A 16,236-nucleotide genomic window follows, 5' to 3' on the forward strand; every position below is an offset into this window, starting at 1 on the left:
CCCAGGAGACCCTCATGGACCTCGGCCTCGACGGCACCGTCGCCCTCGTGCTCGGCGCCACCTCCGGACTCGGGCGCGCCAGCGCCGAGGCCCTCGCGGCCGAGGGTGCCCGGGTCGTCCTCGTCGGGCGACGCGACGAGCTGGTGCGCGAGCTCGAGGCGTCGCTGCCCACCGCCGTCGGCGTCGTCGCCGACGTCACCGCGCCCGACACCCCGCAGCGTCTCGTCGAGGCCGCCGAGGAGGCGTTCGGCCCGGTCGACGTGGTCGTGCTCAACGGCGGCGGGCCGACGCCCGGCACCGCCGACGACTTCACCGCCGAGAAGGCGCAGGCCGCGGTCGACCTCCTGCTCCACCCCCACGTCGCCCTGGTCGAGCGGGTGCTTCCCGGCATGCGCGAGCGGGGGTGGGGGCGAGTGCTCGCCGTCGGGTCGTCCGGCGTGCAGCAGCCGATCCCCGCGCTGACGTCCTCCAACGTCGGGCGCGCGGCCCTGGCGGCGTACCTCAAGACGCTGGCGGGGGCCGTCGCGGCCGACGGCGTGACGGTCAACATGGTGCTGCCCGGCCGCATCGACACCGCCCGGCTGCAGTCGCTCGACGAGGCTGCCGCCGAGCGGTCCGGCAGCAGCCTCGAGGACGCGCGCGCCGGCTCGCAGGCCGCGATCCCCGCGGGCCGCTACGGCACCCCTGCCGAGTTCGGCGCGGTCGTGGCCTTCCTCGCCTCGCGCCACGCGGCGTACGTCACCGGCGAGCAGGTGCGCGTCGACGGCGGGCTCGTCGGGAGCTACTGACCACCAGCGGCAGCGACGTACGCCGCGATCTCCCCGCGCACCCGGGTCCTGACGTCGTCGGGCGCGAAGGAGCAGTCGACCGCCGCGGTGGCCAGCTCGCCGAGACCCGCCTCGTCGAGGTCGAGCAGGTCGGCCGCGACGACGTACTCCCGGTCGAGGGTGGTGCCGAACATCGGCGGGTCGTCGCTGTTGACCGTGACGACCACGCCGGCGTCGCGCAGCGCCCGCAGCGGGTGCTCCGCGAGCGAGGCGACGGCACCCGTGGCGAGGTTGGAGGTGGGGCACACCTCGAGCGGGACCCGCCGCTCGGCGAGGTGGCGCACCAGCTCGGGGTCCTGCGCGGACGAGACGCCGTGACCGATCCGCTCGGCGCCGAGGTGCTCCAGGGCGTCCCACACGGTCTGCGGCCCGGTGGTCTCGCCCGCGTGCGGCACCGAGCGCAGCCCGGCGGCCCGCGCGGCCTCGAAGTGCGGGGCGAACTGCGGCCGCGGCACCCCGACCTCCGGCCCTCCCAGGCCGAAGCCGACGAGGCTGTCGGGACCGTGGTCGAGCGCGGCCCGCAGCGTCGCGTCGGCGCCGGGGAGCCCGAGCTCGCCCGGGATGTCGTAGACCCAGCGCAGCACGATCCCGTGGTCGCGCTCGGCGGCGACCCGCGCGTCCTCGACGGCCTCCGTCCACGCCGGGACCGGCACGTCGGCCGGCACCGTGGCGGGGGTCAGCGTCAGCTCGGCGTAGCGCACCTGCTGCTCGGCGAGGCCGCGCGCCACCTCGTAGGTGAGCAGGCGCCAGTCGTCGGGCGTGCGGACGAGCGCCACCACCGAGAGGTAGACCTCGATGAAGCGCGCGAAGTCGCGGAACGTGAAGTAGTCGCGCAGCCGCTCGAGGTCGCTCGGCACCGTGCCCGGGTGACGGTCGGCCAGCGTCGCGACGATCTCCGGCGAGGCCGAGCCCACCTGGTGCACGTGGAGCTCGGCCTTCGGCAGGCCGGCGACGAAGGCGGCGAGCGGGTGGTCGGCCCACGCGTCGGCGGGCCCCTGGTAGACGGGCGAGCTGTGCGGCATGGCCGCATGCTCGCAGGGCCGTGTCGTCGCGGATGGCTAGGGTCTCGACCATGAGTGACCGACTGGTGTGGATCGACTGCGAGATGACCGGGCTCTCCCTGGAGGCCGACGCGCTGGTCGAGGTCGCGGCCCTGGTCACCGACTACGACCTCAACGTCCTCGGCGAGGGCGTCGACGTCGTGGTGCGACCGCCGCAGGAGGCGCTCGAGCAGATGGTGGAGTTCGTGCGCACCATGCACACCACCTCCGGCCTGCTCGAGGAGCTCGCCGCCGGCGTCACCCTGGCCGAGGCCGAGGAGCAGGTCGTCGACTACGTCCGCTCCGAGTGCCCCGACGGCAGCCGTCCGCCGCTCGCCGGCAACTCCGTGGCGACCGACCGCGGCTTCCTCGCCCGCGACATGCCCGAGCTCGACTCGCTGCTGCACTACCGCATCGTCGACGTCTCCTCCATCAAGGAGCTCGCCCGTCGGTGGTTCCCCCGCGCCTACTACAACGCTCCCGAGAAGGGCGGCGGCCACCGCGCGCTCGCCGACATCCGCGAGAGCATCGAGGAGCTGCGCTACTACCGCGACGCCGTCTTCGTGCCCGCCCCCGGGCCCGACTCCTCGACCGCGCAGCAGATCGCCCGACGCCACCAGGGTGCGCTCAGCACCGCCCCCGGAACCGCCCCCGGAACCGGCCTCGAAACCGCCCCCGGGCCCGATTCGGCGCAGCCACCGACCTCCCGCTAGACTCACCGCGGCCTCCACGCCGGAGGTCATGGTGGGCGTAGCTCAGCTGGTAGAGCACCGCGTTGTGGTCGCGGGGGTCGCGGGTTCAAGCCCCGTCGCTCACCCCAGTCACGAACCCCGCAGGCAGCAGCCTGCGGGGTTCTGTGCATCCGGGGCTCAGAGGCCGAGGCTCTGCCGACGTGGTCGCTCGGCGGGTCGGGGACGAGCCCCGTCGCTCACCCCAGTCACGAACCCCGCAGGCAGCAGCCTGCGGGGTTCTGTGCTGTCGAGGCTCCTCTTTGTATGTTGACGGCGTAAGCACAGAAACCCGCTTTGACCTGCGGATTCGTGGTCCAAGACGTCGAGGCCGGGGTACTGGGGCGGGGTCGAGGGGAGGCGCTGTGCGCCGTGTCACCGCACGAGACTTCAGCGACCTGGTCGGGCTGGTACGCCGCCACCAGGTCGCGGCCGTGAAGGACGCCCACGACTGCGCCAGCGGGGCCGACTGCCCCAGCTGCTTCGGCGTGCGGATGCGCTTCGCGTCGGTGGCGGCGTACGTCGTCCAGACGCAGCACGAGCTCGACCACGGCGCCGACACCGGCGACGTCCCGGACCGCCCCTGACGCACGAAGAGCGCCGCCCGGGACGGGCGACGCTCTGACGTGGTGGTGCGGGTGGTGCGGCATCAGGGACTCGAACCCCGAACCCGCTGATTAAGAGTCAGCTGCTCTGCCAATTGAGCTAATGCCGCCCGCGCCCTCAAAGGGCGAACCAGACGATAGCAGCGACCGCCCGGCAGGTTGAAATCGGCACGGTGTGGTCCGGAGCACCCCGGCTCAGCGGTCTCGCCGCGCACTGCGGTGGGCCAGCCCGAGCGCGACCAGGCCGGCCACCACGGGCACGCCCCAGGCGACCCGGAGGCCGCCCACGTCGGAGATCGCGCCGATCGTCGGCGAGGTCACCAGGAACCCGATCCGCATCGACCAGCCGAGCAGGGCGATGCCGGTGCCCTCGGGCAGTCCGGGCACGCGGCCGGCGGCGGCGAACGCCGCGGGCACCAGCGTGGCGCTGCCGAAGCCCATCGCGGCGAACCCCACCAGCACGGCGACGTACGCCGGCGACACCGCAGCCACCAGGGCACCGACGGCGATCAGCACTCCCCCGGCCCGTGCGACCGGGGCCCGGCCCCAGCGGTCGGTCATGGGGTCGCCGACCAGCCGCCCGACGAACTGCGCGACCAGCACCACCGTGAGGCCGAGCCCGGCCACGGCGACCGGTGCGTCGGTCTCGCGCCGCAGGAAGAGCACGGCCCAGTTGTTGGCGACGTCCTCGACGAGGGTGCCGCAGATCGCGAGGACGACCAGGGGCAGCAGCAGCCGCCAGACGCGGGCTCGCCCGGGCGTCGCGGAGCCTCCCGCCGCGCTCGGCGCCGCGTCGGCCGCGTCGAGCTCGACCCGCACGGTGTCCGGCACCCGCGAGAGCACCGCGGCGAGGACAGCCGCTCCGCTCCACACCACGCCGTTGACCGTCATCTGCAGCACCACGTCGACCCCGAGCGCAGCCGCGGCCGCGCCGATGGCACCGCCGGTCGCCGCGCCGAGGCTCCACAGCGCGTGCAGCGAGTTGATCACCGACCGACCGCGCCAGCGCTCGACGAGGACGCCCTGCACGTTCTGCGCGGCGTCGACGAGGGCGTCGACGGCTCCGGCGAGGGCGAGGCCGACCACGAGCACGGCCACGGTCGGGCTGAACCCCGCGACCAGGAAGGCCAGGGCGAGCAGCACCGAGCCCAGCGTGGCGACGCGCAGCGTCCCGAGCCGACGGATGACCGGCGCGGCGACGCCCGCGGCCACCAGCGCCCCAACGGGCATGGCGACGACCGTGAGCCCGAAGGCGCTGTTGCTCAGGCCCAGCGCGTCCTTGATCTCGGGAAAGCGTGGGAGCAGCGCGGCCAGCAGGACCCCGTTGGTGAAGAACATGAGCGAGACCCCGGCTCGCGCGCGCCGTGGGCTCGGGCCGGGGGCTGCGGTCACCGACGCACGGTAGGGCACGTGGTGGCGTCACCTACGGTGAGGTCATGAGCCTCCGGCACCCGATGACCGTGACCGACGCGCGCCCCCGACCGGTCCAGGTCGTCGTGTCGTGGGTCCTCACGCTCGTCACCGCGGGCTACCTGCTCCCCTGGGCCATCGCCGCCACGCGCGGCAAGTCCAACACCGGCTTCGTGTTCTGGCTCGACCTGCTGCTCGGGTGGACCGTGGTGGGCTGGGTCGCGGCGCTGGTCCTCTCGCTCATGCCGCACCGGCGCTACGTCGTCTGACAGCTGCTTGCCGGGGTACGGGCGACAGATCCGCTCGGAGGGAGCCCGTCATGTCGTCGAGCCTGCTGCTCGTGCTCGGTCTGGTCGTCCTGCTGGTCGTCGTCGCACTGGTGGCGCTGCTGCTCGTGCGCGCGTCACGTCGCAAGGACGAGCGCAGGCACGAGGCCGGTGAGCTCCGCGGCGAGGCCGCCGTGGGCGTCGCCGGCGTCGAGGCGCAGCAGCGCCGCGCCGACGAGCTCGAGCGCGAGGCCGCCAAGGCCCGCGAGCGCGCCGACCTGCTCGAGGAGCGTGCGCGCGAGCAGCGGGTGGTGGCGCAGCGGGCGGAGGCCGAGCAGGAGGACGCCGTACGCCGCGCCGACGCGCTCGACCCCGACGTCGACCACCGTGCCGACGACTACCGCCCCGACCTCGAGACGCCCCGGCAGGTCTCGCACGACGCCGACGCCGCCGACCGGCGCGTGACCGGCAGTGGCACCGGCAGCGGCACCGGCAGCGGCGGGCCCGTGACCGGGGACGACGTCCGACGTCCGACCGACCCGCACGACCCGGACTTCGACGGTCCGGCCAGGGCCTAGAGGTAGAGCCCCGTGCGGTCGTCGCCGAGCCGGTCGGCCGCGACCGCGTGCACGTCGCGCTCGCGCACGACGACGTAGAGCTCGCCGGTCACCTCGACCTCGGCCCGCTCGTCGGTGTCGAAGAGCACCCGGTCACCGACCTCGATCTGGCGCACGTGCGGGCCGACGGCCACTACACGGCACCAGGTCAGGCGCTTGCCGCCGAGGGCGGCGGTGGCCGGGATGAGGATGCCGCCGGTCGAGCGGCGCTCGCCGGGCTCGCCGTCGACGGCGACGAGGAGCCGGTCGTGCAGCATCCGGATGGGGGTCTTGTCCTCCGAGCCCCCGGCGATGCCGGCCACGGTGCCCGCGCGCTCAGTCGCGGACAGCGCGGCGCACGACGACGAGCAGCGCCACCACGGCGGCCGTGCCGCCGACGACCTTGATGATGTTGTCCTGGCGCGGCTGGCCCTGCTCGTCGACGAAGTAGGCCTTGACCTGGGCGACCTGGCGCTGGGCGATCGTCTTCGGGCTGGCCCGGTGGACCAGCTGGTCGATCGTGGCGGCGAGACGCTCGCGGGTCTCCTCGATGTCGCGCTCGAGGGAGGACGCCTGGTCGGACACTGCGGGACTCCTCGCGTCGGGGTCGGCCGGCGTGGCCGGTCGGGCAACCGCCGCAGGCTATCAACTCCCGCGCTCAGCCCGCCCGGGGGCCGAGCGGCGGTGGCACGACGGTGCGGGGGTCGAAGCCGAAGGGCAGCTCGAGCCGGTGCCGCGCCATCAGCTCGGCGTCGACCAGCAGGTCGGCGGTCGCCCCGTCGGCGACGACCCTCCCGTCGTGCAGGACCACGGCTCGCGGGCAGAGCTCGAGCGCGTAGGGCAGGTCGTGGGTCACCATCAGCACCGTCACGGGCAGCGAGCGCAGGATGTCGGCGAGCTCGCGCCGCGACGCCGGGTCGAGGTTGGACGACGGCTCGTCGAGCACGAGCACCTCGGGCTGCATCGAGAGCACCGTCGCCACCGCCACCCGCCGGCGCTGGCCGAAGGACAGGTGGTGCGGCGGCCGGTCGGCGTGCTCGGCCATGCCGACCGCCTCGAGGGCGTCCGTGACCCGTCGGTCCAGCTCGGCTCCTCGCACGCCGAGGTTGGCGGGACCGAAGGCGACGTCCTCGCGCACCGTCGACATGAAGAGCTGGTCGTCGGGGTCCTGGAACACGATGCCCACCCGGCGTCGCACCTCGGTCAGGTGCCGCTTCTCCACCGGCAGGCCCGAGACGTGCACGCTGCCGGCGGTGGGCTCGAGGATGCCGTTGAGGTGCAGCACCAGCGTGGTCTTGCCGGCCCCGTTGGGACCCAGCAGCGCCACCCGCTCCCCGGGGTGCACGTGCAGGTCGACGCCCGCGAGGGCCCGGTGGCCGTCGGGGTAGACGTGGGCCAGGCCACGCACGTCGAGCACGGGCGAGCTCATCGCTTCCCCAGGTCGGGCATGGTGCCGTCGTACCCCCGCGACAGCATCGCGAGGTGCACCCGCTCGCCGCGCTCGTAGGTGCGGACGAACAGCGCCCCCAAGGTGCGCGCCAGCACCGGCCACTGGCGGGGTGAGCGGGGGTCGCAGCCGCGCGAGCGCGTCGCGACGCCCATGCGCCCCAGCTCGGCCACGACGACGTCGAGGTAGCGCAGCATGAAGCCCGCGATCGCCACCAGCTGCTCGGGCAGCCGCAGCCGACGCAGGCCGGCCAGCAGGTGCTGCGGGTCGGTGGTGGCCGCCACGGTGAGCGAGGCGACGACGCCGATGGTGCCCTTGACCAGCAGCGCCCACGCCGACCACAGGCCCGGCTCGGAGACGCTGAGCCCCAGGACGTCCGTGCGGGGTCCCTCGGCCACGAAGGGCACCAGCAGCGCGAAGACGACGAAGGGCACCTCGACGAGGAGTCGCGGCGCGAGCCACCGCAGCGGCACCCGGGCGAGCACGACGACGGCGAGCAGCAGCACGGCGTACGCCGCGAAGGCCGGCAGCCAGGTGCGCGGCGTCGCCACGACGACGAGGACGAACCCCAGCAGGGCGGCGATCTTCAGGTGCGCCGGGACCCGGTGCACGACGGTGTCGCCGCGCAGGTGCAGGCGGTGGGCGTGGCCCGCGCCCACCTCAGACGCGCTCGTGCTCGGGGTGCTCGGCGTCGCCGCGGGCGCTGCGGCGCCGTACCAGCCACACCACGCCGCTGGCGAGGCCCAGCGTCGCCAGCGCCCCGACGACCCCGGCCACGCCGCCGCTGAGACGCGGGTCGTCGACGCCCTCGGTCTGGTAGTCGGCGAGCGGGCTGCCGGCGGTGGGCGACTCCTCGGCCGCGTCGGAGAACCCGGTCTGCTCCGCGACGTACTCGAGGCCGTCGGGGTGGGACGAGGCGTAGTAGCTCAGCCCGCCGGCGACGACCAGGCTGGTTAGCAGGAACGCGGCGAAGAAGGTCTTGCGACTCATGCGCCCACCTCGGTGCGCACGGCCTCGCGGCGGGCGGCCAGCGCCGGCCGGGCGCCGTGCACCAGGTCGGGCCGGGTCGCGACGACCGCGCTCACGACGAGGAAGGTCACGACCGCCTCGCCGACGCCGATGACCGTGTGCCAGCCGACCATCGCGGCCAGCACCCGGTCGAGGGCGACGGGTGCGGTGCCGCCGAGCGCGAAGAGGCCGGTGAAGACGAGCGCGGCGGCCGGGACGCTGACCAGCGCGCCGAACGCCGCGGCGGGCGCGACCGAGGTCAGCCGCGTCGGGAGCACCGCGCGTGCCAGCCGGAAGCACAGCCAGCCGACGGCGACGCCGACGACGGCCATCAGGCAGATGTTGGTGCCGAGCGCCGTGATCCCGCCGTCGGCCATGAAGAGCGCCTGCACGATCAGCACGGTGCTGACGCACAGCACCGCCGTCCACGGACCGACCAGCACCGCGGCCAGCGCCCCGCCCAGCAGGTGGCCGCTGGTGCCGGCGCCGACGGGGAAGTTGACCATCTGGGCGGCGAAGACGAAGGTCGCGACGAGGCCCGCCATCGGCGCGGTACGGTCGTCGAGCTCGCGGCGCGAGCCGCGCAGCGCCAGCGCCACCGCACCGGCGGCGACGACCCCGGTGGCTACCGACGTCGGGGCGTCGAGGAACGCGTCGGGTACGTGCATGTCGCGAGCAAACACCACCTGCAACCCATTCGCAAGAAGCCCCAGCACCCCAGGAGGACCCCGTGAGCGAGGCCCCCCGCCTCTCCCCCGGCGACACCGCGCCCGACTTCTCCCTGCCCACCGACGACGGCGGCCAGGTCAGCCTCGCCGACCTGCGCGGACGCAAGGTGATCGTCTACTTCTACCCGGCGGCGATGACCCCCGGCTGCACCAAGCAGGCCTGCGACTTCACCGACTCCCTCGACTCGCTGAAGGCCGCCGGCTTCGAAGTCGTCGGCATCTCGCCCGACAAGCCCGCCAAGCTCGCGACGTTCCGCGAGCGCGACGGCCTGACCATCACCCTGGCCTCCGACGAGGACAAGCAGGTGATGACGTCGTACGGCGCCTTCGGCGAGAAGAAGCTCTACGGCAAGGTCGTCCAGGGCGTCATCCGCTCCACCGTCGTGGTCGATGAGGACGGCGCCGTCGAGCTGGCCCAGTACAACGTCAAGGCCACCGGCCACGTCGCCAAGCTGCGCCGCGACCTCGGCCTCGAGACCGCCTCGTAGACTGCTCCCCGCTCCGGCCGGAGTGGTGGAACGGCAGACACGCTCGGTTTAGGTCCGAGTGCCTCAGGGCGTGGGGGTTCGAATCCCCCCTCCGGCACCGTCGGCCCGGCGCTGCCCGCTGCGCGCCCGGACGTCATACGTCCTGGTCGCCCGAGCAGCCAAGACGTATGACGTCCGGCGGGATCTCCACAGGTCGCCGTACGCCCTCTCGACCGCTGGGGCGTACGGCGCGATGCTCGCGCGGTGCCGCGACCCGACCATCGCTTCCAGCAAGCGTGCGACCTCGCCACCGGTCGTGGTGGCGTGCTAGCCCGTGCCGACCTCTACGCGCTGGGAATCACCCGCGGCGAGGTGCGTGCCCAGCTGCGCGCCGCACGCTGGCAGGCCATCGGGTCGCAGTCGGTCGCGCTCCACAACGGCCCGGTCACCCGCAAGGGGTGGCTCTGGGCCGCGGTGGTGCAGGGCGGGCCGCGCGCCCACCTCGACGGCGCCGCCGCCCTCGAGGCCGCCGGCCTGCAGCGCTACACCGCGGAGCGCATCCGGGTCTCCGTCCCTCGCGGCGCGCGCATCCGGCGTACCCGGCTCTTCGACGTCCGACAGACCCGCCGGTGGGACCCAGGAGCACTCGCCCCGACCGGGATCCCCCGCACCCGGCCCGCGGTGGCGGCCGTGCGCGCCGCGCTGTGGGCGGCCTCCGACCGCCAGGCGGCCCTGCTGCTGACGATGACGGTCCAGCAGGGGCTGGCTCGCGCGGAGGACGTCGCGACGGCAGCCCTCGCCGTGCGCCGCGACCGCCGACGCACGCTCGTGCACGGCGTGCTGCTCGACCTGCTCGGCGGCGTCCGGAGCCTGCCGGAGCTCGACTTCGCCCGGCTGGCTCGCCGTCACGGTCTGCCGACACCGAGTCGCCAGCTCGTACGACGCGGCCCCCACGGGCGGGTCTACCTCGACGTGGTGTGGGACGACTGGGGCGTGGTGGTCGAGATCGACGGGATCCAGCACGGCTGGGCCGAGAGCGCGGTCCCCGACGCCCTGCGTCACAACGAGGTCGCGCTCGGGGGCGAGACCGTGCTGCGACTCCCCGTGCTCGGCCTGCGCGTCGCGCCCGACGAGTTCTTCGAGCAGGTCCGCCGGGCCCTGACCGGAGCCGGGTGCCCGCTCGCGGCCTGAGGCGTGCGGGACGTCATACGGGCTGGTCGTCCCAGCAGCCAGGACGTATGACGTCCGGGCCCTCAGCCCAGCAGCAGGGCAGCGACCTGGGGGGCGATCTCGCGCATGGCGCGGCCGCGGTGGGAGACGGCGTCCTTCTGGGCGGGGGTCATCTCGGCCGACGTGAGCGCGCCGTCCTGGTCGTCGGGGACGAACAGGCTGTCGTAGCCGAATCCACCGTCGCCGCGGGTCTCGCGGATGACCCGGCCGGCCATGACGCCCTCGACGACGAGCTCGCGGCCGTCGGGGTGGGCGACCACGACGGCGCAGCGGAAGTGCGCGCGGCGGCGCTCGTCGGGGGTGTCGAGGAGCTGGTCGAGCAGCAACTGGTTGTTGCGGTCGTCGGACCTCGGCCGACCCGACCAGCGGGCCGAGAGCACGCCGGGCATGCCGCGGAGCTCGTCGACGCACAGGCCGCTGTCGTCGGCGACGCACGGCAGGCCGGTGGCGGCGACGCCGGCGAGGGCCTTGAGCCGGGCGTTGCCGACGAAGTCCGGGGCGTCCTCGACCGGCTCGTCGTACGCCGCCACGTCGGCCAGGCCGAGCACCTCGACGTCGTCGACGTGCTCGGCGAGCAGCCGCTGCATCTCCGCGACCTTGCCGGCGTTGCGGGACGCGACGACCAGCCGCGCGTCACCCACCGGCCAGGGCCTCCGCCTGGATCCGGGTGAGGTCGGCGCAGCCCTTGGCGGCGAGGTCGAGCAGGGCGTCGAGCTCGCGACGGTCGAAGGCTGCGCCCTCGGCGGTGCCCTGGACCTCGACGAAGCTGCCGGCGCCGGTCATGACGACGTTCATGTCGGTCTCGGCCCGGACGTCCTCCTCGTAGGGCAGGTCGAGACGGGGCACGCCGTCGATGATCCCGACCGAGACCGCGGCGACCGAGCCGGTGAGCGGGTCGCCGGCCAGGGCGCCCTCGCGGCGCAGGTGGGCCACGGCGTCGGCCAGGGCGACGTACGCCCCGGTGATGGCGGCGGTGCGGGTGCCGCCGTCGGCCTGCAGCACGTCGCAGTCGAGCACGATGGTGTTCTCGCCGAGACCGGCGTAGTCGACGACCGCACGCAGCGAGCGCCCGACCAGCCGGGAGATCTCGTGGGTGCGGCCGCCGACACGGCCCTTGACCGACTCGCGGTCGCTGCGGGTGTTGGTCGCCGACGGGAGCATCGCGTACTCGGCGGTGACCCAGCCGAGGCCCGAGCCCTTGCGCCAGCGCGGCACGCCCTCGGAGGCCGAGGCGGCGCACAGCACGCGGGTGCGGCCGAACTCGACGAGCACCGAGCCCGCGGGGTGGTCCTGCCAGTGGCGGGTCAGCCTGATCTCGCGGAGCTCGTCGTCGGCCCGGCCGTCTGCACGCGTCATGCGCCCAACCTAGGCCGTGGCTACTTCACCTCGGCGCGCAGCACCCGCCACAGGCCGACCGCGAAGGGCACGAGCAGCCAGATGGTGCCGGAGACCGCGAGGTGCGCCCAGTCCTGACCCTCCATGCTCCAGTCGAACAGCGGCGTCTGGGCGTTGGCGAAGTCGATCCAGGGCTGCAGGTCGCGGATCCAGCCGACCAGCGCGGCACCGATGGCGAAGACCGCCGGCAGCACGAAGGTGTAGACGAAGAAGACCACGATCGCGGTGGGGGTGTTGAGGAAGAGCATCGCCAGCGCGAAGCCCGAGAGCATCGCGATCCCCTGGAGCACCAGGAAGCCGGAGATCGAGGTGCTGCCGAGGTCCCACGAGACGTCGGTGCCGGACAGGCCGGCGTACGCCAGGTTGCACAGCACCGCGGCCAGGGCGGCGGCCAGGGCGACCACGACGGCCAGCACCAGCCCGGCGACGATCTTCGCGGCGATGACGAGGCTGCGCCGTGGCTCCAGCACGAAGGTCACCATGGCGGTGCGCTGGTTCCACTCGCTGGTGACGAGCATGATCCCCAGCACGGGCAGCAGGATGCTGGTGGAGTACGTCGTGCTGGCGAGGAAGGTGCCGAAGTCGAGCGGCAGGTCCTCGCTCACCCCGACGGCCACCACGACGCCCATGACGACCAGGGCGAAGAGCCCCGTGACGATGAGTAGCCACAGGCCGGCGCGGGTGTCGATGCTCTTGCGGAGCTCGACCTTGAGCAGCGTGCCGAAGCCGATCCGCTTGGCGCGTGACAGGTCGAGGGTGCCCTCGGGGGCGGCGGTCGTGGTGCTCATCGGGGGGCTCCCTGGGTCTGGGTGGTCGGGGTGCTCTCGCGCGCGTCGGCGGCGGTGAGCTGGAGGAACATCTCCTCGAGCCCGGCGCCGTCGGCGCGACGCAGCTCGGCCAGGACGATGTCGTGCTGGGCGGCGATGCGACCGATGTCGATCGGGTCGCACTCGGCACGTACGCCGCCGTCCCCCGACGGCGTGGCGGTGACACCGGCGGCCTCGAGGGCCGAGGCGAGCGCGCGTGGGTCCTCGGCCCGGGCGAAGGCACCCGCGGTCTGGAGCAGCTCGTCCTTGGTGCCGGCCGCGACGATCCTGCCGCGGCCGATGAGGATCATGTCGTCGGCGATGACCTCGACCTCGTGCAGCAGGTGCGACGACAGCAGCACGGTGCCGCCCTGCGCCGCGAAGCCACGCAGCAGGCCGCGCATCCAGTGGATGCCGGCCGGGTCGAGGCCGTTGGCCGGCTCGTCGAGGATGAGCACGCTCGGGTCGCCGAGCAGCGCGTTGGCGATGCCGAGCCGCTGCCGCATGCCGAGGGAGTAGTTGCGCACCCGACGCTTCGCCTCGGTGCCGTCGAGCCCGACCAGGCCGAGCATCTCCTCGACCCGGCCCCGTCCGACGCCGATGGTCTCGGCGGTGATGCGCAGGACCTCGCGTCCGGTGCGGCCGGCGTGCTGCGCGGACGCGTCGAGCAGGGTGCCGACGTGCCGGGCGGGGTTCGGGACGTCGTGGTACGGGTGGCCCCCGATGCGCACGCTGCCCTCGTCGGCGCTGGTGAGGCCGACCATGATGCGCATGCAGGTGGTCTTGCCGGCGCCGTTGGGCCCGAGGAAGCCGGTGACCCGCCCGGGGCGCGCGGTGAACGAGACGTCGTCGACGGCGGTGAAGGCGCCGTAGCGGCGCGTGAGGTGCTCGACCTGGATCATGAGGCCCAGCCTGACGCACCGGTGGCCGCCGACGCGTCGGTCCACAGGCCCGACCTGGTGCGGGCGGCGTACGACCAAAGTCGGAGCGCGCCCGGCCCCGCCGCGACCGGCGACCGATGCCGGACGTCACGACTGTTCCTAGGCTGGTCCCGTGAGGCTCCTGTCCCCCGACCCCCAGCCCTGGCAGCCGCCGCTCGGCTGGTGGGGGCACGCGTGGCGCACCGTGCTGGTGCTGCTCGTCTCGGTGCTCGCCTGGGGCGTGGCCGCGAGCCAGCAGCTCGACCGTGGCGCCGGCTGGGTCGTCCTCGACGTGGTGGTCGGCGTCGCGGCCCTCGTGGTCGTGCAGTGGCGCCGCCGCGCACCGTTCGCGGTGGCGGTGCTGGTCAACCTGGTCACGGTCGTCTCGGGCACCGCGGCCGGTCCGGCGGTGCTCGCGACGGTCTCGGCCGCGACGCACCGCAAGCGCGGCCAGCTCGTCGTGCTCGCCGTGCTCAGCTTCGCCTCGGGCACGATCTGGTCGGTCACCTACCCCGACCCCCGCGACCTCCAGCCGGTCTGGCTCGACGCCCTGCTCAACGCCATCGTCTCCGTGGCGGTCGTCGTCTGGGGCATGTACGTCGGCTCGCGCCGCGAGCTGCTGTGGACGCTCCGGGAGCGCGCCGAGCGGGCGGAGTCGGAGCAGGCGCTGCGGGTGCAGCAGGCTCGCGCGACCGAGCGCCAGCGGATCGCGCGCGAGATGCACGACGTGCTCGGCCACCGGATCTCGCTGGTGAGCATGCACGCGGGCGCCCTGAGCTTCCGGCGCGACCTCGACCGCGACCAGGTCGCCGAGAGCGCGCAGGTCATCCTCGACAACGCCAACCTGGCCATGAGCGACCTCCGCTCGGTGCTCGGCGTGCTGCGCGGCGACGACGGCGGGAGCGACACGGTCGCGGCCGACCGCCCGCAGCCGACGCTGCGCGACCTGCCCGAGCTGGTCGAGGCCGCCCGCGGGTCGGGCACCAGGGTCAGCCTCGACCTCGACGTCGACGACCCCTCGGCGGTGCCCGACGCGCTCGGCCGCACGGCCTACCGCGTCGTGCAGGAGGGGCTGACCAACGTGCGCAAGCACGCGCCCGGCGCGTCGGCCGCCGTCACGGTGGGCGGCGACCCCACGGCCGGGCTGCGCATCCGCGTCGCCAACCCGCTGCCGGCCGGTGCGCTGCGCAGCGCCACGCGACCCGGGTACGGCATGGTCGGCCTCGCCGAGCGCGCCGAGCTCCGCGGCGGCACCCTCACCCACGCGGTCGACGGCGACCGCTTCGTCCTGGAGGTATGGCTGCCGTGGGCGACGTAACGGCGCAGCACGACGGCCCGGTCCGCCTGCTCCTGGTCGACGACGACCCGCTGGTGCGCTCCGGGCTCGCGCTGATCCTCGGCGGCAGCGCCGACCTCGAGGTGGTGGGCGAGGCCGCCGACGGCGCCGCCGCCCTCGACGCCGTCGACACCCACGACCCCGACGTGGTGCTGATGGACGTGCGCATGCCCGTGCTCGGCGGCCTCGAGGCGACCGAGCGGCTGCTCGCCCGGGCCGACCCCCCGGCCGTGCTGGTGCTGACCACCTTCGACGCCGACGACCACGTCGAGCGCGCGCTCGCGGCCGGCGCCGCCGGCTTCCTGCTCAAGGACACCCCGCCCGAGCGCATCGTCGACGCCGTGCGCCGCGTCGCCCGCGGCGAGCCCGCCCTCTCCCCCAGCGTGACCCAGCGGCTGATCGGGCGGCTGCGCGAGTCGGCGGGTCACGGGGCGAGCGCCCGCGCCGCGGCGGCGCGGCACCGGCTGGAGGCACTGACCGAGCGCGAGCTCGAGGTGGCCGGCGCGATCGCCCGCGGGCTCAGCAACGCCGACGTCGCCGCCGAGCTCCACCTCAGCGTGCCGACGGTCAAGACCCACGTGGGGCGGCTGTTCACCAAGCTCGGCGTCGACAACCGCGTCCAGATCGCCATCCTCGTGATCGACGCGGACCTGGCCGACTAGAGCTCGTAGACCTGCCCGACCTCGGCGAGGTCGATGGGGCCGTCGTACTCCGGCCGCGCCTCGGCCAGCACGGCCTGGGGGTCGTGCCACGGCGGCACGTGGGTCAGCACCAGCCGCCTGGCGCCGGCCTGAGCGGCGGTGCGGGCGGCCTCGGCACCGGTGAGGTGCAGGTCGGGCGGGTTGGGCGCGCCCTCCATGAACGACGCCTCGCACAAGAACAGGTCGGCCTCGCGGGCGGTGTCGTCGAGGCCGTGGCAGACGCCGGTGTCGCCGGAGTACGCCAGCACCTTGCCGCCGGCGGCCACCTGGAGGCCGTAGGCGGTCACCGGGTGCACCACCCGGCGTGCGGTCACGACGAAGGGGCCGAGGTGGACCGCGGTGGTGCCGTAGGGGCGGAAGTCGAACTCCTCGGTCATGCCGGGGTCGTCGTCGAGGTCGTAGGCCCGTGCCATGCGCCCGGCGGTGTCGGCCGGCCCCCACACCGGGATGCGCGGGAGCGCGCCGCCGGGGTGGTACTTGCGCATCACGTAGTAGCCGCACAGGTCGAGGCAGTGGTCGGCGTGCAGGTGCGAGAGGAAGACCGCGTCGATCGCGGTGGCGTCGGAGAGCCGCTGCAGCGTGCCGAGGGCGCCGCTGCCGAGGTCGAGCAGGATCCGCCAGGTGCGGCCGTCGAGGTCGGCCTCGACGAGGTAGCAGCTCGCCGACGAGGCCGGGCCGGGGTAGGACCCCGAGCAGCCGACGACCGTGACCCTCATCGCCGCGTCC

General features: G+C 74.3%; 22 protein-coding genes and 3 tRNA genes. 11 read left to right on the forward strand and 14 right to left on the reverse strand.

Annotated features, from left to right (window positions below; genetic code table 11):
* Window positions 1–14 precede the first annotated feature (14 nt).
* Window positions 15–788, forward strand: a complete 774-nt coding sequence (locus ACYU8I_RS07850) for an SDR family oxidoreductase (RefSeq protein WP_460839252.1) — start codon at window positions 15–17, stop codon at window positions 786–788.
* Here ACYU8I_RS07850 and ACYU8I_RS07855 read toward each other — a convergent pair.
* Complete coding sequence (locus ACYU8I_RS07855; RefSeq protein WP_460839254.1) at window positions 782–1,849, reverse strand: adenosine deaminase; 1,068 nt, start codon at window positions 1,847–1,849, stop codon at window positions 782–784. The genes ACYU8I_RS07850 and ACYU8I_RS07855 overlap by 7 nt on opposite strands.
* Window positions 1,850–1,899: 50 nt before the next feature.
* Between ACYU8I_RS07855 and orn the strand changes: the two genes are divergently transcribed.
* The 3 genes from orn (at window position 1,900) to ACYU8I_RS07870 (ending at window position 3,182) form a co-directional block, all read left to right on the forward strand.
* Window positions 1,900–2,580 (forward strand): oligoribonuclease, encoded by a 681-nt coding sequence (gene orn / locus ACYU8I_RS07860; protein WP_460839256.1) that lies wholly within the window; start codon window positions 1,900–1,902, stop codon window positions 2,578–2,580.
* Window positions 2,581–2,611: 31 nt separating this feature from the next.
* Window positions 2,612–2,687 (forward strand) — tRNA-His (locus ACYU8I_RS07865).
* A 273-nt stretch (window positions 2,688–2,960) separates the two neighbouring features.
* On the forward strand, window positions 2,961–3,182 hold the full coding sequence (locus ACYU8I_RS07870) for a hypothetical protein (protein ID WP_460839259.1): 222 nt from the start codon (window positions 2,961–2,963) through the stop codon (window positions 3,180–3,182).
* A gap of 52 nt (window positions 3,183–3,234) precedes the next feature.
* Here the strand turns inward: ACYU8I_RS07870 and ACYU8I_RS07875 are convergent.
* Together ACYU8I_RS07875 and ACYU8I_RS07880 are read right to left on the reverse strand one after the other, a co-directional pair.
* A tRNA-Lys gene (locus ACYU8I_RS07875) sits at window positions 3,235–3,310 on the reverse strand.
* Between the two features lie 85 nt (window positions 3,311–3,395).
* On the reverse strand, window positions 3,396–4,592 hold the full coding sequence (locus ACYU8I_RS07880; protein ID WP_460839261.1) for an MFS transporter: 1,197 nt from the start codon (window positions 4,590–4,592) through the stop codon (window positions 3,396–3,398).
* A 44-nt stretch (window positions 4,593–4,636) separates the two neighbouring features.
* On the opposite strand from ACYU8I_RS07880, the gene ACYU8I_RS07885 reads away from it, so the two are divergent.
* Window positions 4,637–4,879, forward strand: coding sequence for a superinfection immunity protein (locus ACYU8I_RS07885; RefSeq protein ID WP_460839264.1), 243 nt, complete (start codon window positions 4,637–4,639; stop codon window positions 4,877–4,879).
* A gap of 50 nt (window positions 4,880–4,929) precedes the next feature.
* Window positions 4,930–5,454 (forward strand): hypothetical protein, encoded by a 525-nt coding sequence (locus ACYU8I_RS07890; protein WP_460839266.1) that lies wholly within the window; start codon window positions 4,930–4,932, stop codon window positions 5,452–5,454.
* On the opposite strand, the gene ACYU8I_RS07895 is transcribed toward ACYU8I_RS07890, so the two are convergent.
* From ACYU8I_RS07895 to ACYU8I_RS07920, 6 genes are all read right to left on the reverse strand, one after another.
* Window positions 5,451–5,795, reverse strand: coding sequence for a GroES family chaperonin (locus ACYU8I_RS07895; RefSeq protein ID WP_460839268.1), 345 nt, complete (start codon window positions 5,793–5,795; stop codon window positions 5,451–5,453). The two genes, ACYU8I_RS07890 and ACYU8I_RS07895, sit on opposite strands and share 4 nt — an antisense overlap.
* 13 nt (window positions 5,796–5,808) lie before the next feature.
* On the reverse strand, window positions 5,809–6,057 hold the full coding sequence (locus ACYU8I_RS07900) for a DUF3618 domain-containing protein (protein ID WP_460839270.1): 249 nt from the start codon (window positions 6,055–6,057) through the stop codon (window positions 5,809–5,811).
* Window positions 6,058–6,130: 73 nt separating this feature from the next.
* Window positions 6,131–6,889, reverse strand: a complete 759-nt coding sequence (locus tag ACYU8I_RS07905) for an energy-coupling factor ABC transporter ATP-binding protein (RefSeq protein WP_460839272.1) — start codon at window positions 6,887–6,889, stop codon at window positions 6,131–6,133.
* Between the two features lie 8 nt (window positions 6,890–6,897).
* On the reverse strand, window positions 6,898–7,578 hold the full coding sequence (gene cbiQ / locus ACYU8I_RS07910; protein WP_460839274.1) for a cobalt ECF transporter T component CbiQ: 681 nt from the start codon (window positions 7,576–7,578) through the stop codon (window positions 6,898–6,900).
* A 1-nt stretch (window position 7,579) separates the two neighbouring features.
* Complete coding sequence (locus ACYU8I_RS07915) at window positions 7,580–7,909, reverse strand: PDGLE domain-containing protein (RefSeq protein ID WP_460839275.1); 330 nt, start codon at window positions 7,907–7,909, stop codon at window positions 7,580–7,582.
* A complete protein-coding gene (locus ACYU8I_RS07920) occupies window positions 7,906–8,595 on the reverse strand; it encodes an energy-coupling factor ABC transporter permease (protein WP_460839277.1) in 690 nt (229 codons plus the stop codon). The genes ACYU8I_RS07915 and ACYU8I_RS07920 overlap by 4 nt, the downstream gene beginning before the upstream one ends.
* 62 nt (window positions 8,596–8,657) lie before the next feature.
* Here ACYU8I_RS07920 and bcp point away from each other — a divergent pair, with 62 nt between their 5' ends.
* From bcp to ACYU8I_RS07935, 3 genes are all read left to right on the forward strand, one after another.
* Window positions 8,658–9,143, forward strand: coding sequence for a thioredoxin-dependent thiol peroxidase (gene bcp, locus ACYU8I_RS07925; RefSeq protein ID WP_460839279.1), 486 nt, complete (start codon window positions 8,658–8,660; stop codon window positions 9,141–9,143).
* Between the two features lie 16 nt (window positions 9,144–9,159).
* Window positions 9,160–9,240, forward strand: a tRNA-Leu gene (locus tag ACYU8I_RS07930).
* Window positions 9,241–9,386: 146 nt separating this feature from the next.
* Window positions 9,387–10,313: a hypothetical protein gene (locus ACYU8I_RS07935; RefSeq protein WP_460839281.1), complete on the forward strand. Its 927-nt coding sequence runs from the start codon at window positions 9,387–9,389 to the stop codon at window positions 10,311–10,313.
* Between the two features lie 62 nt (window positions 10,314–10,375).
* On the opposite strand, the gene rdgB is transcribed toward ACYU8I_RS07935, so the two are convergent.
* From rdgB to ACYU8I_RS07955, 4 genes are read right to left on the reverse strand one after another with little or no spacing between them, the layout of a single operon-like run.
* Window positions 10,376–10,993 carry an RdgB/HAM1 family non-canonical purine NTP pyrophosphatase gene (rdgB, locus tag ACYU8I_RS07940; protein ID WP_460839283.1) on the reverse strand — a complete coding sequence of 206 codons (618 nt, stop codon included), beginning with the start codon at window positions 10,991–10,993 and terminating at the stop codon, window positions 10,376–10,378.
* Complete coding sequence (rph, locus tag ACYU8I_RS07945; protein WP_460839284.1) at window positions 10,986–11,708, reverse strand: ribonuclease PH; 723 nt, start codon at window positions 11,706–11,708, stop codon at window positions 10,986–10,988. The genes rdgB and rph overlap by 8 nt, the downstream gene beginning before the upstream one ends.
* Before the next feature lie 20 nt (window positions 11,709–11,728).
* Entirely contained in the window at window positions 11,729–12,535 is an 807-nt protein-coding gene (locus tag ACYU8I_RS07950) for an ABC transporter permease (protein ID WP_460839286.1), read from the reverse strand.
* Window positions 12,532–13,455, reverse strand: a complete 924-nt coding sequence (locus tag ACYU8I_RS07955; protein WP_460839288.1) for an ABC transporter ATP-binding protein — start codon at window positions 13,453–13,455, stop codon at window positions 12,532–12,534. Before ACYU8I_RS07955 ends, ACYU8I_RS07950 begins: the two co-directional genes overlap by 4 nt.
* Window positions 13,456–13,606: 151 nt before the next feature.
* On the opposite strand from ACYU8I_RS07955, the gene ACYU8I_RS07960 reads away from it, so the two are divergent.
* Window positions 13,607–14,791 (forward strand): sensor histidine kinase, encoded by a 1,185-nt coding sequence (locus ACYU8I_RS07960; protein ID WP_460839291.1) that lies wholly within the window; start codon window positions 13,607–13,609, stop codon window positions 14,789–14,791.
* Entirely contained in the window at window positions 14,779–15,471 is a 693-nt protein-coding gene (locus ACYU8I_RS07965; protein ID WP_460839293.1) for a response regulator, read from the forward strand. Before ACYU8I_RS07960 ends, ACYU8I_RS07965 begins: the two co-directional genes overlap by 13 nt.
* Here ACYU8I_RS07965 and ACYU8I_RS07970 read toward each other — a convergent pair.
* Window positions 15,468–16,226 (reverse strand): MBL fold metallo-hydrolase, encoded by a 759-nt coding sequence (locus ACYU8I_RS07970; protein WP_460839295.1) that lies wholly within the window; start codon window positions 16,224–16,226, stop codon window positions 15,468–15,470. The genes ACYU8I_RS07965 and ACYU8I_RS07970 overlap by 4 nt on opposite strands.
* Between the last annotated feature and the right edge of the window lie 10 nt (window positions 16,227–16,236).

The sequence above is a fragment of the Nocardioides marmoraquaticus genome (assembly GCF_054777915.1).